This window comes from Acrocarpospora catenulata (genome assembly GCF_018476525.1).
GTDB classification, from domain to species: Bacteria; Actinomycetota; Actinomycetes; order Streptosporangiales; family Streptosporangiaceae; genus Acrocarpospora; species Acrocarpospora catenulata.
This window is the reverse complement of sequence record NZ_JAHCST010000057.1, coordinates 1-14,536: the sequence shown is the minus strand read 5'-3', so window position 1 is coordinate 14,536 and position 14,536 is coordinate 1. Positions and strand designations below refer to the sequence as shown.

Annotated in this window: 13 protein-coding genes; 7 read left to right on the top strand and 6 right to left on the bottom strand. The window is 69.3% G+C overall.

Annotation, left to right across the window (positions count from 1 at the left end; genetic code table 11):
* Nucleotides 1-46: 46 nt before the first annotated feature.
* The 4 genes from KIP79_RS36610 to lipB all read left to right on the top strand — a co-directional run bounded on the left by KIP79_RS36610 (nt 47) and on the right by lipB (nt 2,982).
* Complete coding sequence (locus tag KIP79_RS36610) at nt 47-997, top strand: hypothetical protein (RefSeq protein ID WP_214109581.1); 951 nt, start codon at nt 47-49, stop codon at nt 995-997.
* Between the two features lie 70 nt (nt 998-1,067).
* Entirely contained in the window at nt 1,068-2,066 is a 999-nt protein-coding gene (locus tag KIP79_RS36605; protein WP_214109580.1) for a lysylphosphatidylglycerol synthase transmembrane domain-containing protein, read from the top strand.
* 84 nt (nt 2,067-2,150) lie between these two features.
* Entirely contained in the window at nt 2,151-2,336 is a 186-nt protein-coding gene (locus KIP79_RS36600; protein WP_214109579.1) for a PspC domain-containing protein, read from the top strand.
* 16 nt (nt 2,337-2,352) lie between these two features.
* Nucleotides 2,353-2,982, top strand: a complete 630-nt coding sequence (lipB, locus tag KIP79_RS36595; protein ID WP_214109578.1) for a lipoyl(octanoyl) transferase LipB — start codon at nt 2,353-2,355, stop codon at nt 2,980-2,982.
* Between the two features lie 47 nt (nt 2,983-3,029).
* On the opposite strand, the gene KIP79_RS36590 is transcribed toward lipB, so the two are convergent.
* Nucleotides 3,030-4,562 carry an amino acid permease gene (locus KIP79_RS36590; RefSeq protein WP_214109577.1) on the bottom strand — a complete coding sequence of 511 codons (1,533 nt, stop codon included), beginning with the start codon at nt 4,560-4,562 and terminating at the stop codon, nt 3,030-3,032.
* Nucleotides 4,563-4,593: 31 nt separating this feature from the next.
* Entirely contained in the window at nt 4,594-5,493 is a 900-nt protein-coding gene (locus KIP79_RS36585) for a choline/ethanolamine kinase family protein (RefSeq protein ID WP_214109576.1), read from the bottom strand.
* Between the two features lie 72 nt (nt 5,494-5,565).
* Between KIP79_RS36585 and KIP79_RS36580 the strand changes: the two genes are divergently transcribed.
* Complete coding sequence (locus KIP79_RS36580) at nt 5,566-7,953, top strand: GcvT family protein (RefSeq protein WP_214109575.1); 2,388 nt, start codon at nt 5,566-5,568, stop codon at nt 7,951-7,953.
* A 2-nt stretch (nt 7,954-7,955) separates the two neighbouring features.
* Here the strand turns inward: KIP79_RS36580 and KIP79_RS36575 are convergent, their stop codons facing one another.
* The 3 genes from KIP79_RS36575 to KIP79_RS36565 form a co-directional block, all read right to left on the bottom strand.
* Entirely contained in the window at nt 7,956-8,834 is an 879-nt protein-coding gene (locus KIP79_RS36575; protein ID WP_214109574.1) for a sugar kinase, read from the bottom strand.
* Nucleotides 8,835-8,896: 62 nt separating this feature from the next.
* On the bottom strand, nt 8,897-9,346 hold the full coding sequence (locus KIP79_RS36570; protein ID WP_214109573.1) for a hypothetical protein: 450 nt from the start codon (nt 9,344-9,346) through the stop codon (nt 8,897-8,899).
* Nucleotides 9,347-9,459: 113 nt separating this feature from the next.
* Complete coding sequence (locus tag KIP79_RS36565) at nt 9,460-9,894, bottom strand: hypothetical protein (RefSeq protein ID WP_214109572.1); 435 nt, start codon at nt 9,892-9,894, stop codon at nt 9,460-9,462.
* 381 nt (nt 9,895-10,275) lie between these two features.
* Here KIP79_RS36565 and KIP79_RS36560 point away from each other — a divergent pair, with 381 nt between their 5' ends.
* The gene (locus KIP79_RS36560; protein WP_214109571.1) at nt 10,276-10,476 is read left to right on the top strand and encodes a hypothetical protein; all 201 of its coding nucleotides are present in this window, start codon (nt 10,276-10,278) and stop codon (nt 10,474-10,476) included.
* 52 nt (nt 10,477-10,528) lie between these two features.
* Here KIP79_RS36560 and KIP79_RS36555 read toward each other — a convergent pair whose 3' ends face one another.
* Nucleotides 10,529-12,685 (bottom strand): discoidin domain-containing protein, encoded by a 2,157-nt coding sequence (locus KIP79_RS36555; protein WP_261368034.1) that lies wholly within the window; start codon nt 12,683-12,685, stop codon nt 10,529-10,531.
* Between the two features lie 351 nt (nt 12,686-13,036).
* Here KIP79_RS36555 and KIP79_RS36550 point away from each other — a divergent pair, with 351 nt between their 5' ends.
* A complete protein-coding gene (locus KIP79_RS36550) occupies nt 13,037-14,353 on the top strand; it encodes an ABC transporter substrate-binding protein (protein WP_214109570.1) in 1,317 nt (438 codons plus the stop codon).
* Nucleotides 14,354-14,536 lie beyond the last annotated feature (183 nt).

Below are 14,536 nucleotides of genomic sequence, written 5' to 3'. Positions count from 1 at the left end.
ACTATGTTGAACTCAACGCTGTTGAACTCATTAGAAGGAGAATTCGATGCGGAAGCTCCTCGCCCCCGTGGTGCTGGTCACCCTCATCGGGCTGGCGTTCGCCGCCTCGTTCGTGGGTGCGCTGCACCAGCCGGAACCGCACGGCGTCCCGGTGGCCGTGGTCGCCCCCGCGCAGATCGCCGCCCAGCTTGACGCCGGGCTCAGCGAAAGGAGACCCGGCGCCTTCGACATCCGGACCTATCCGGATGAAGCCGGGGCGCGGGCCGCGCTCGGGGAACGGGAGGTCGAGGCCGTGCTCCTGCCCCAGCAGGGCAAACTGGTCGTCGCCAGCGCCGGCGGGCGCACCGCGTCCACGATCGTCACCCAGGTGTTCAGCACGCTCGCCCAGGCCCAGGGCCAGACCCTGACCGTCGAGGACGCCCACCCGCTGCCGCCCGGCGACACCGGCGGCGTCGCCGGCATGTTCTACGTGATCGCCCTGGTCATCCCGGGCATCGCCATCGCCGTACTGATCGGGCGCGGCCCCGCGAGCACCGCCGAGCGCATCGGGGCCGTCGCGCTGGCCGCCGTCACCGTGGCGCTGGCCAACGCCTGGCTGGCCGACGTCGTCTTCGGCGCCCTGCCGGGGGCCTACCTCGGCCTGGTCGCGGTCTCCGCGGCGGTCACCTTCACCCTCGGCCTGGTGGTGTCCGGGCTGGTCCGGCTGCTCGGCACCCCCGGCGTGGGCCTGGCCGCGCTGCTCTTCGTGGTGGTCGGCGTGCCCGCCAGCGGCGGCCCGCTCGGGGCCAGGTTCATCCCGGAGTGGTACGCGGCAATCGGCAACGTGCTCCCGATCGGCCAGGGCACGGTGGCCATCCGCAACACCGTTTTCTTCGACGGCCACGCGCTGGCCCTGCCGCTGACCGTGCTCGGCGCCTGGGCCCTGGCCGGGCTGGTGCTCCTGCTGGTCCCGGTACGGCGTCCCGCCCTGGCCCCCCAACCGGTGCCCGCCACCTGACCAAGTGGCCATTTTCACAGGCATCCTCAGCGTCATCTCAGGCATGCCGTGAAAGATTCGAGGTGTGCGCATGACTCGCGGGTGGAAGTGGGTCGCGGTTCCCACCGCGACCGGGCTCGCGTATCTGGTCCTGCGGGACCAGTTGCCGTCGCCGGCCGAGATCTGGGCCGTGGTCGCCGAGGCCGATCTGGTCTGGCTCGGGGTGGCGGCGGGCGCGCAGTGCATGTCCATGGCCACCTTCGCCCGGCTGTTCCGGCGGCTGCTCGCGTTGGGCGGGATCAGGGTCTCCCTGGGCAGGGCGATGGCCATCACGTACGCCAGGAACGCCGTGGCCAACTCGCTGCCCGCGGGACCGGTGGTGTCCATCGCGTACTCGACGCGGGAGTTCGGGCGGCTGGGGGCGGGGCGGTCGCTGATCGCGGCGACCCTGGTGCTGGCCGCGTTCTCCTCGGGGGCCGCCTTCGGGGTGCTGGCCGCGGTGGCCCTGCTCGGCGCGCCGGAGACCCGGGTGCCCACGCTGCTGGCCGCGGCGGGTGTCGTGGTGGCGGCGGCCGTGCTGGTCCGGGTCCGGCGGCGGGTACGGCTCCCGCGCGAACGCGCCCCCCGCCTGGTGGCCGAGGTACGCGCCGCCCGGGACGCGATCCGGGCCTCCCGGCGGGACCAGGCCGTGCTGGCCGCTCTCGCGCTGGCCAACTGGCTGCTGGACGTGGCCTGCCTGGCCGCGGTCTGCCTGGCCGTCGGCGCGCCGATCGGGGCGCACACCCTGCTGCTCGGCTACGTCGCCGCCAAGGCCGCGGCGGCGCTGGCGGTGGTGCCGGGCGGTCTCGGGGTGATGGAGATCGGGATGGCGGCCACCTTCATCGCGGCCGGGGCGAGCGGGGGCGCGGCGGCGGCCGTGGTGGCGCTCTACCGGCTCATCTCGTACTGGGCGGTGCTGGTCGCCGGGTGGCTGGCCTGGCTGTTCCTCAAGGACCAGACGCGGGCGGTGATGCGGGCGACCGGGCGGGCGCTGGTGCGGGCGGGCGCCGGCATGAACCCGTTCGCGCTGCCACCGGCTCACCATCCCTAGGGGTTTTCTCAGGGTTCGTAGTGGAACGGGGAGTTCCTGCCCGTTCGTTGGACCCAGCGAGAGATCACCAATAGGAGGAGAACGATGTACCGGTCCCGGCACCACAGAATGATCGCGGGCGTCTGCGGTGGGATCGCCGAACGCTTCGGCATGGCCCCCACCACGGTCCGGCTCCTGTTCCTGCTCTCCTGCATTCTGCCCGGCCCGCAGTTCGTGATCTACCTGATCATGTGGGTCTTCATCCCCAAGGCGCCGGACCACTACCGGTGAACGTATGCTCGATGCCATGAAGCACCGACCGCTGACCCTCATCCAGGACGACCTGGTCGACTACGAGAAGGCCATGGAGCGCATGGCCGAGTTGGTCGCCCAGCGCCAGGAGGACCAGCGGCCGGACACGCTGTGGCTGCTCAGTCACCCCATGGTCTTCACGGCCGGCCGCCGCACGCTGACCGAGCACCTGCCCGACCCGTCGCACGGCATCCCCGTGGTGTCCACCGGCCGGGGCGGGCAGCTGACCTTCCACGGTCCCGGTCAGCTGGTCGGCTACCTGATCGTCAAGCTGGAGCCCGGCGAGGGCGTGGTCGACTACATCCGTGAGGTGGAGCTCCGGCTGGTCGCGGCCCTCGGTGAGCTGGGCCTGACGGCCGAGCGCCGGGACACCCCGCCCGGCTCGGAGCTGCTCACCGGCGTCTGGAGCGGTGGTCGCAAGATCGTCTCCATCGGCATGCGGGCCAGCCGCTCGGTCACCAGCCACGGCTTCGCCATCAACGTCAACGGCGACCTGGCCCCCTGGGACCTCGCGGTCGCCTGCGGCATGCCGGACGTGCACATGACCTCGGTCGCCCAGGAACTCGGCGCCGCCGACTTCGACCGGGTCCGCGCGATCGTGGCCCAGGAGTTCCAGGCCTCCTGAGGGCGGTACGGCTCCCGCGGGCGAGAGCCGTACCGGGGGAACGCGACTCAGGAGACCGCGGTCTCGGTGGTCTCGTCGGGCTCGTCGACGGTGCGGCGCGGGCCGGTGAACCACTTGCGGGCCGACAGGGCCCACCACAGGCCGACCCCGATCACCATGACGCCGACCACGATCGGGGCGTAGTTGACCGCGGTCCAGTCGAAGCCCTCGCTGAACGGCACGGCCGCCGGGATCAGCGGCATGATGAAGTAGATCGACACGACGATGATCTCGATCAGCGCGATCCAGCCGAGCACCTTGTACTTCGGCCCGAGCGTCCACGGGCCGGGTTCGAACCTGTCGCCCATCCGCAGCCGCAGGTAGATCGGGATGGCGAAGGCGATGTACAGGCCGATCACCGCCACCGAGACCACGGCGTAGAAGGCGAGCGGAGCGCCGTTCGGCGCCTTGTACAGGGCGGGCAGGGTGAGGATGAGCGCGACCACGCAGCCGAAGATGATCGCGTTCACCGGGGTGCGGTTGGCGTCCACCTTGGACCAGAGCCGCCAGCCGGGAATCGCCCCGTCCCGGGAGAACGCGTACGTCATCCGGGACATCGAGGTGACACAGCTCATGCCGCAGAAGAACTGCCCGATGGTGGAGACCGCGAAGATCACGTTGGCCATGTTGCCCGGCACGGCGGTGTCGAAGATGGCGCCGACGAACCCGGCCTGGTTGTTGATCTCGTCCACGTTGGTGGCCGCGAACAGGAAGGCCAGCAGGACGATCCAGCCGCCGATGGCCGAGTAGAAGATGGACTGCCAGAGCCCGCGGGCGGCGGCCGTGGACGCGCCCTGGGTCTCCTCCGACACGTGCGCGCACGCGTCGAAGCCGGTGATCGTGTACTGGGTGAGCAGGAAGCCGAGCGGCAGCACGTAGAACCAGAAGCTGCTGTCGCTGAAGCCCGAGTTGTTGATCGTCTCGGTGAACACGAACGACATCGACTGGTGCTTGTCCGGTCCGAAGATCAGAATCAGCACGACCACCGCCGCGCCGAACACATGCCACCACACCGACACGTTCTGCAGGATGGAGATGAGCCGGTGGCTGTAGATGTTGATCAGCGCGTGCAGCGCCAGGATCACGGCGAACAGGATGAAGGTGTTGCCGAGCGACACCTCAAAGCCGAAGAACCGGTCCAGGGTGATGTTCATGAAGGTGGCGCAGCCGTAGTCCACCGACGCGGTCACCGCGATCAGGCCGATCAGGTTGAACCAGCCGGTGAACCAGCCGTGGATCGGCTTGCCCATCTTGGCGGCCCACCAGTAGATGCCGCCCGCCGTCGGATACGCCGACACCAGCTCCGACATGCACAGACCGATGATCAGAATGAAAATGGAGATCAGCGGCCAGCCCCAGGAGATGGCGATCGGGCCGCCGTTGTTCCAGGCCTGGCCGAAGGTGGTGAAGCAACCGGCCAGGATGGAGATGATGGAGAACGAGATGGCGAAGTTGGAGAATCCGCTCCAGGTCCGGGACAGTTCCTGTTTGTAACCGAGTTCGGCGAGTCGTCGGGCGTCGTCGTCGAGGGTTTGCGCCACTGAAGGCCTCCTCTGCTTGCCTTTGGGGGGGTTACCGGCGCACGGCGTCGATCAGACGTCCGAAGCCGGGGTCGGTGAGATCGCGTACGGCTTGCGCGAACTTGTCCGCGGCCTCGGCGTTGTAGTCGAAGTCGCGGTGTTGCGGAGTCAGCCCGTGGTGCACGACAAACCAGAGCGTCCAGGTCAGGTTGGACATGATGAGATTCAGCCGGACCCGGGGGGCGTGCGTGCCATCCCCGAAATAGGCATAGGTGAGCTGGTCCACCTGGTCCGGGGTGAAATCGGCCTCGGCGGCCACGTCGCCGAGCTCGAAGGAGGGGTCGTTGTTGCCGGAGAGCTGGTAGTCGACGATCCGGACGGTACGGCCGGACGCGATGAAGTTCTCCGGAAGCAGGTCGTTGTGGCAGGGCACGGTGGGGAGCGGACGGGCCGCCAGGGCGTCCTCGATCTCCTGGACGGTGGGCGACCAGTCCTCGTACCCGGGGGGCAGCTTCAGCCCGGCCGATCGGCACAGGGTGACGAACTCGTCGTGCTTGCGGAAGATCGAGAAGTCGTTGCCGAACCTGGCACCCGCGTGCAGCCTGCGGCAGGCCGCGGCGACATCGTCGATCCGGTCGCGTACCGCCGGGGCGTCCAGGGTGACGCCCTCCAGGTACTCCAGGATCAGTGCGCCCGGCAGCTCGTGCAGCACCTGCGCGCCGACCCCCGTCGCGGCGGCCGTCACCGTGTTGGCGATCTCCTGGTCCAGGGGGATGCCAAGGCCGGTCTCCGCGATCCGGGGATCGAGCACGCGGAGCAGCCAGCGGTCACCGTCCTCGGTCTCCACCCGCGCGATGTGGTGGCTGAGCCCGCCCTTGATCGTGGTATGGCTGACCGGGCGCCCGGCCCAGGCCGCGACCATCTCCAGTGCGTCCTTGACGGCATCTGGCATGCCCGGCTCCTTTTGGTCTACCTTCAGACCATTGATCAGATTTTGGAGCCCTGGTGTTACAGGACGGTACCAATGGTGCAACTTCCCGCAGACGCCCGAGTGGTCGTGGTCGGGGGTGGGGTAGCCGGTTGTAGCGTCGCCTTCCACCTCGCCCGGCTGGGGTGGCAGGACGTGGTCCTGGTGGAGCGGCACGATCTGACCGAGGGCACGACCTGGCATTCCGCCGGGTTCGTCGGGCAGTTGCGGTCGACCGTGACGCAGACCCGCATGATCATGTACTCGGCCGGTCTGTACCCGGAACTGCGCGAGCTAACCGGCCTGGACCCCGGGTGGCACGGGGTCGGCGGGCTGCGCCTGGCCACCACCCCGGAACGGCACGCCGAACTGTTGCGCCAGGCCGGCGCCGCCGAGACCTACGGCCTGGACATGGACCTGCTGTCCCCGTCCGCCACCCTGGACCGGCTTCCGCTGCTCGACGTGGACGACGTGCTCGCCTCGCTGTGGCTGCCGGGTGACGGCTGGCTGGACCCGGCCATGCTCGGCAAGGCGCTCGCTGCCGGGGCTCGCAAGCTGGGCGTACGGGTCTGCACCGGGGTCGAGGTGATCGGCTTCGACGTCTCGGACGGCCGGGTCCATGGCGTGCGGCTCCGTGAGGTGGCCTCCGGGGAGGAGGCCTCGATCCGGACCGAGAACGTGGTCAACGCGGCCGGGGCCGCCGCCGGGGTGGTCGGGCGGCTCGCCGGGGTGCACGTGCCGATCGTCCCGATCAAACACCAGTACGTGGTGACCGCTCCTTCCGGGGTGCCGGCCGACACCCCGACCGTCCGCGACCCCGACAACATCGTCTACTTCCGGGAGGAGGACGGCGGCATCCTCGTAGGCGGATATATCCGGACACCTGAGATCTGGGATGACCCCTCCCCGCTGGCTGCCCCCCGTACCCTCTTCCCGCCCGACATGCCCAAGTTCGAGGAGTCCTGGACCTCGGCCCGGCACCGCCTCCCGTCTCTTCGCTCCGACGGTCGCATCGTCAAGGTCGTACACGGTCCCGAGGCCTTCACCCCCGACGGCGAGTTCCTGCTCGGCGAGACCTCCGTGCGCGGCTTCTGGGTGGCCGCCGGTTTCTGCGTGCACGGCCTGGCCGCCGCAGGCGGCGTCGGCAAGGTCATGGCCGAATGGATCGTGGACGGCCACCCCGAGTACGACATGTTCGGCATGGACATCACCCGCTTCGGCGCGCACGCCCGCTCCACCGCCTGGGCCCGTGCCAAAGCCCTCGACTCCTACAGCAAGTACTACGACATCGCCTACCCCGGCGAGGAACGCACCGCCGCCCGCCCACTGCGCCGCTCTCCCGCCTGGGTACGGCATGCCGCCCTGAACGCCGAATTCGGCGAGAAGGCCGGCTGGGAGCGCGTCAACTGGTACCCGTCGAACGGCGATGCCGGGGATCCGGAACACTGGCGGCCACGGGGCTGGGCAGGGCGGTTCTGGTCCCCGGCCATCCGCGAGGAATGTCTCGCCACCCGGGACGCCGCGGGGCTGTTCGACCAAACCTCATTCGCGAAGCTGGAAATTTCGGGATTCGAGGCGTTGCAGGCACTGGCCGGGGCCGATCTCGACCGCCCGATCGGCTCGGTCGTCTACACCCAACTCCTCAACGAACAGGGCGGCATCGAAGCCGATGTCACCCTCACCCGCCTCTCCGCCAACCGCTTCCGCCTGATCACCGGCACCGCCTTCGGCGGCCACGACGCCGCCCTACTCCGCCGCCACAACCTGGACATCCACGACGTCACCTCGGCCTACGCCTGCTACTGCCTGTGGGGCCCCAAGGCGTACGACATCCTGTCCACCCTCACCGACGACGACCTGACCTTCCCCTACATGCAGGCCCGCGAGATCAGCGTCGCCAACATCCCCGTCCTGGCCCAGCGGGTCACCTTCGTCGGCGAATTCGGCTGGGAACTCTACTGCCCCACCGACTACGGCCTCACCCTCTGGGACACCCTGATGACAGCCGGAACCCCCGAGGGCATGCGCCCCGCCGGCTACCGCGCCATCGACTCCATGCGCCTGGAAAAGGGCTACCGCGTCTGGGGCCTGGACATCACCCCGGAAACCACCCCGCTGGCGGCCGGCCTCACCTTCGCCGTCCGCCCAGCCCGCCGCGCGACCATCCCACCGCCGGAGACCACTCTCACCTGCCTGCTCCTCGACAGCCGGCAAGACATCTGCCTCGGCGGTGAGCCTGTCCGAGTGAACGGCACCCCGGTCTCCCGAATCACCAGCGGCGGCTATGGCCACCGAACCGACCGCTCGATCGCCTACGCCTACCTCCCCGAAGGCACCTCCCAGGCCGAGATCGGCATCAACGGCAACTGGATCTCCGCAACCGTCACCTCAGGCCCCGTCTACGACCCCGCGAACGAACGCATCCGAGCCAAGCCCTGGACCTGAGGTCACGGGGGGAGTTCGCCGCGGGTGGGGAGGCCCTGCCAGGTGCTGGGGCTGGCTACGGAGAAGGCGGCGAGGGCTATGCCGCGTTTGAGGCGGTCGGAGGGATGGAGGTTGTCGAGGTGGGCGGAGAGGTAGCCGGCCACGAAGGCACCGCCGACTTCGGTGGGGTCGACGACGGTGACGGGGGCCGCCTGGGTGTCGTAGCGGAAGCCGTCGACGGTGGCGCTGGCGCCCTTGGAGCCGCGGGTGACGACGAGTTCCCGGAGCGCTCCAAGAGCGGATTCGACCAGGCTGAGCTCGTCCTGGTTGGCGAAGAGGATGTCGGCGGAGGCGGCCAGTTCGGTGAGGCCCTCCCGGGCTTCCTCGGCGGATTCCCAGAGGTAGGCGCGGTGGTTGACGTCGACGGAGATGGTGACGCCGGCGTCCTTGGCGAGTTTGACGGCGTGGTGAACGGCGCTCCAGGTGAAGCCGCTCAACGCGGGGGTGATGCCGGTGACGTGGAGGATGCGGGCGGACTGGATGCCCTCGGCGGGCACGTCGCCGGTGGACAGGCGGGAGCCCGCCGAGCCCTGCCGGTAGTGGACGGCGTGGGCGACGCGGCCGATACGGCGCTGGCGGAGCACGATGCCGCTGGAGGCGGTCTCGTCCATCCGGATGTTGCCCACGTCGATGCCCTCGCCGCGGAGCACGGTGAGTGTGCGCACCCCGATCTCGTCATCACTCACGCGGCCTAAGAAGGTCACCGAGTGCCCGAGCCGGGCCAGGCCGATGGCCACGGTCATCTCGGCGCCCTCGACGTCCAGGCGGACGGTGCTGTCGTGGCGGATCCGCTCGGCCGAGACGACGCCCAGCACCTCGCCCAGGGTGAACACATCAGTCATGTCTGGCTTTTTCTCCGTACTTGATGTGCAAGAGCATGACAGACGCTCTGCGCGGAAGGGCGTTAGATGTCGGGACGGGGTGGGAGTCGTTCGACCTCCCAGGCGGTGGCCTCGTCGAGGCTCCAGATCAGCTGGTTCTCCGGGTCCCACTTCTTCGGCGCGTCGCCGGAGGGGCGCGGGTGCAGGGCCCGCTCGTCGAGGGTGGCCCGGTAGGCCTTCCAGGCCGCCCGGTACGCCTGCCGCGCTCCGGGCTCGTCGTCGGCGTACATCTCCGGTGGGGCGGGGCCGGGTTCGGTGCGGCCGTCGGGGTGGAGGGTCTGCCAGCGGTCGTTGGTCATCCGGTTGGTGGCGTACACCTCAAGGGCGCCGTCGGGCTGCCAGCGCCAGCGGATGGACCAGCCGCGCCCGTGGAGCGTTCCGTCCGCGCGCGTGTCCACCGCCACCCGCGGCAGGGTCAGCGCCCAGGGCCGGAAATAGGCCGCGAAACTCTGCGCCACCGTAGTGAGCTCCATAGGCAGTGATGATCCCAAGTTTCCTGGCATAACGGTGATTTGTTGCCCAAATCGCAACACGGGTACGGCCCCGTCGTGGCCGTACCCGTGCATCGATGCGGTCGATGATCCGGTCAGTCGGCCGGACGGTTGGCGTGGCGACCGGCGACCAACTGGTCGGAGGGTTCCGGCCGGACCGGTTCGGCGGGCTGGGTGGGTTCGGCCGGGTCCACCCGGGGTTCCGGGCGGGTCGGTTCGGCCGAGTCCAGGCGGCGTTCCAGGTCGCGCTTCTCGCTCTCCAACCGGGAGACCCGGTCCCGTTCGGCCAGCCGCTCATCGCGCACGCGCCGCCGCCGGAGGGTGCCCCGGCGCAGCCCGGCGCTCACCAGGGCCAGCCCGAGCAGGAAGGCCGCCGAGGTGGCGGCCCCGGCCAGGAAGAGCTCGAAGGCGGTCAGGTTGAACGTCCAGTCCAGCACCTTGACGGCCGTGGTGGTCGCCTGCTCGGTCAGCGACGCCTGAACGAGGACAGCGGCCGCGACCACGACAAGAAGAAGGCCCAGCAAAACCATGTTTCTCACTCCTAGCCGGGGACGCCGATGACGTGGGGGTGCTTCCGCTGCCCGAAAATCCACCCGTCATGCCGTCATCCGCGTAAAAACATCACCGCCTGTTCCTCCAGGGCGAGTGCGGCGGCGGCGTGCCCGGCCAGGTCGTCCAGCACGCGCCCGCCCGGCGGTAGAGCTCGGCCGCCTCGTTCAGGCGGGCTCCGGCGAGCGGCGCGGCCCGGTGTCTGTGCGGCTGACCGGTGCTGCCCCGAGGACATGATCCCCTTTGCCCCGCACGGCCGATGGGCGTGGACCATCGGTCAGGGGTTGGGCGCGGGGCGGCGCCTGGCCAAGTCTTACACCCCTGGAACCGATGAGGTCCAGCCCGGTGGGTAGGGCTGGACCATGGATGAATTGCAGCAGCTGGAAGAGAATCTGGCCCGCGTCCGCAAGGAGGCCGGCCAGCTCCGGGAACAGATCGGCGACCGAACCGACGGGCCCACCGACCCGGCGGAACTGTCCATGCTGATCTCGAACGCGGATCAGCTGGACGCGCTCGCCGAGGAGCTCGAAGCCCGGCGGCAGCGGCTGCTGAAGAACAGATAGAGCCTTCGGTGCCGGCACGGCCCGGCGCGACCGTACCGGCACCTCCGGCCGTCTACTGGTAGACGCGCACGTAGTCCACGAGCATGCGCTGCGGGAACACGGTGGTCGCGTCAGGCGGGCCCGGCCAGTCGCCGCCCACCGCGTTGTTCAGGATGATGAAGAACGGGTGGTCGAAGACCCAGGGGCCTCTGGTCGCCTCGAGGTTGGCCCGGTCCACGGTGTGGATGACGTTGCCGTCCACGGTGAACCGCATGCCGGTGCTGTTCCAGTCCACGGCGAACACGTGGAAGTCGTTGGCGAAGTCGCCCGCGATCGTGTACGGCGATCCGAACCCGCCGCCGCCGAAGTACGCGGGGGCGTGGATGGTCGAGTACACGGTCTGCGGCTCACGGCCGAGGTGCTCCATGATGTCGATCTCGCCGGTGTACGGCCAAGGCCGGCCCTGGCTGAAGAAGTCGGCGCCCAGCATCCAGAACGCGGGCCACAGGCCCTTGGTCCCGGACACCTTGATCCGCGCTTCCACACGTCCGTAGGTGAAGGAGAACTTCCCGTAGGTGTTCAGCCGGGACGAGGTGTACTGGCACGGACCGCCCGGGCAGGAGGAACCGGCCACGGTCTGCCGGCGGGCCTCCATCACCAGGTTGCCGTTGCCGTCCGTGAAGGCGTTGTCGTTGTTGGTGTAGTACTGGAGCTCGTTGTTGACGCCCGGCCCGATCTCGGCCTGCCACCTGGCGGCGCTCGGCTTGGTTCCGGCGGGGTCGTTGAACTCGTCGCTCCAGACCAGCTGCGGGGGGTTGCGCGGGTCGGGCGGCAGCGGGGGCGGGGTGATGGGCGCGCCACCGGTGCCCCAGACCTGGAACTCCCAGAGCGAGTAGCCGTACGCCGTGGCCCGCTGGGTGCCGTACATCCGGACGTACCTACCGGAACCGGTCACGTCCAGGGTCTGCTTGAAGCCCGTGCCCGTGGTGGTGCTGTAGATGGTCGTCCAGTTGGTGGCGTCGTTGGAGGTCTGGATCTGGAAGGCCCTGGCGTACGCCGGGTCCCACTGGAGGACGACCCTGCGGATCTGGGCCACCGCGCCCAGGTCCACGTAGATCCAGCCCGGGTCCACCCAGCCGGTGGTGGAGCTGGTCGCCCACCGGGTGGCCGGGTCGCGGTCGAAGGCACGGGCCGGGACGCAGTCCCCGCAGTTGACGTCGTTCTGCGAGGAGGACGCCACGCCGGGCTTGTTGTAGGAGAGCAGGACCTCGGTACCCGGCGACGGGGAGGGCGACGGAGACGGTGATGGGGAGGGCGAGGGGGACGGCGAGGGGGACGGCGAGGGGGAAGGTGACGTGCCGGTGCGCACGGCCAGTTCCCACAGTGAGTAGCCGTACGCGGTGGCCCGCTGGGTGCCGTAGACCCGCAGGTAGCGGCCGGTACCGGAGACGGTCAGGGTCTCGGTCCCGCCCGCGCCCGTGGTGGTGGAGTAAATGCTCGTCCAGGTCGTCCCGTTGGTGGAGACCTGGATCTGGTACGCCCGCGCGTAGGCGGGTTCCCAGCTCAGGGTGACCCCGCAGATCGAAACCGAGGAGCCCAGGTCCACCTGGAGCCACTGCGGGTCGGAGAAAGCGCTGGACCAGCGGGTGCCGAGGTTGCCGTCCACCGCCGCGGAGGCAGGGAAGGTCGCGTTCTCGGTGGAGGAGGCGGTCGCCGGCTTGCCCTGCGCCGCGTTGGCGGTGCCGCAGCCGGTGGTGGGACCGGTGGTGCCGTACACCTGGAACTCGTGGAGCGAGTAGCCCCACTGGGTGGCCCGCTCGGTGCCGTACATGCGGACGTACCGGCCGGTGCCGGTGACCGGGATGGTCTGCACCCCGCCGGTGCCGGTGGTGGTGGAGTACATGGTCGTCCAGGTGGTCCCGTTGCCGGAGATCTCCAGCCGGAACGACTTGGCGTAGGCGGCCTCCCAGTCCAGGACGACCTGGGAGACGCCGGCGGTCACGCCCAGGTCCACCTGGATCCACTGTGGATCGGAGAACAGGCTGGACCAGCGGGTGACGGTGCTGCCGTCCACGGCCGCGGCGGGGGTGAAGGCGGCCTCGTAGGACGAGGCGGTGGCGGTTTTGCCCTGCGAGAGCAGGGTGTCCGCGTGCGCGGCGGGGACGCTGACGAAATACGAAACGACCAGGGCGAAGGCGGCAAGCAGTCCTAATCGGACGCGTGCGTGCATGGAACCTCCTCGACGGGAGCCGCCAAACCGGGCAAGGCCGCGCCGGGCCGTGGGAACGCATTCGGGGAAGCGCTCTCGGACACTGAGATTGCTCGCGCTTCGGTACATCTGTCAAGTGTTGAATTAACTTTTGAGTAACGCCTCAGAGTTGCGAGAGAACGCTTTCCCGTGCCCGTAAGATCGCAAATTCGCCGCTTTGACGTGCGTAAATGTCGGGAAAATCGGGGGAACGTTCCCTCAAGGTGGCGGGATCGTTACCTGGCGACCCCATTGACAAGGGTTGTCGCTCAGGTCGAATCTCCCCACAGGGAACGTTCTCTTCATGATCATAAATAGGAAGGTTCCAACGGCATGCTCCAGCTTCCTCGCCGCCGCGTCCGGCGGCACGTCGTGCCCCTGATCGCCGCATCCGTCGCCTTATCGGCGCTGACCGCCTGCGGCAGCGAGGCCGAACCAGCAGCTCCCGGCGGCTCGGCCGCCGCATCCGCGCCCGCTGAGAAAGTCACTCTCACCGTGGCGCTATTCGCCGACTTCCACTTCGCGCCGCTGTACGAGGAGTTCAAGAAGACCCACCCGAACGTCACGATCACCGAACGCCGGTCCCAGTTCAACGACCACCACAACAACCTGGTCACCCAGCTGGCCACCGGCGCCGGCGCCGCCGACATCGTCGCCATCGAGGAAGGCTTCATCAACACCTTCCGCGAGGTCCCGGACAAGTTCCACAACCTCGCCGACTACGGGCTGTCCTCCCGCCAGCCCGAGTACCTGGACTGGAAGTGGCAGCGCGGTCTGGCCTCCGACGGCAAGACCCTGATCGGCCTGGGCACCGACGTCGGCGGCCTGGCCATGTGCTACCGCCCCGACCTGCTCAAGAAGGCCGGGCTGCCCAGCCAGCGCGACGAGGTCTCCGCCCTCTGGCCGACCTGGGACGCGTACGTGGAGACCGGCAAGAAGTTCGTCGCCGCGGGCGTGAAGGGCGCCGCCTTCACCGACGGCCCCGGTGAGCACTTCCGCGCCATGGTCGAGCAGGCCCCCGTCGGCCTCTACGACGACCAGAACAACCTGGTGGTGGCCACCAACCCGGACGTCAAGAAGGCGTTCGACATGGGCGTCTCGATCATCCAGAACAAGCTCTCCGGCAACCTTCCCGCGTTCACCCCCGAGTGGACCACCGGCATCGCCAAGGGCACCTTCGCCACCATGGTCTGCCCGGCCTGGAAGACCGGCGTGATCAAGGACCAGAAGCCCGGTGAGGGCACCTGGGACATCGCGGCCGTGCCCGGCGGCGGCGGCAACCAGGGCGGCACCCACCTGGCCGCCCCCAAGCAGGGCAAGCACCCCAAGGAGGCCGCCGAGCTGATCAACTTCCTGACCGGCAAGGACAGCCAGCTCGCCCTCTGGAAGGACGCCAGCGCGCTGCCCTCGCTGCCCGCCCTGTACGACGACCCGGCGGTCAGCACCTTCGTCAACCCCTACTTCGGCGACGCCCCGATCGGGAAGATCTTCACCGACGCCGCCAGGGCGCTGAAGCCGCAGCACGCCGGCCCCAAGAACGGCGACGTGCTCCTGGCCATCAACAACGCGCTGACCCGCGTCGAGCAGAACAACCAGCCCCCGGCCGAGGCCTGGACCCAGGCCCTCGCGGACGCGGAAAAGGTCAAGTAGCCGATCCCGGGTGGTCGGGCCCCTACCCGGCCACCCATTTCGGCTCGGCCGCGCCTGTGTCTGGACTGACGGAGCGCCGGGAGCGCAGCGACCAGAGCGTAGGAGGGAAGACACAGGCTCCCCGGCGGCCGAGCCCGCCGATCCGGAGGATCGGCCAATTTCACAGAAAGGAGCTGCCATGGC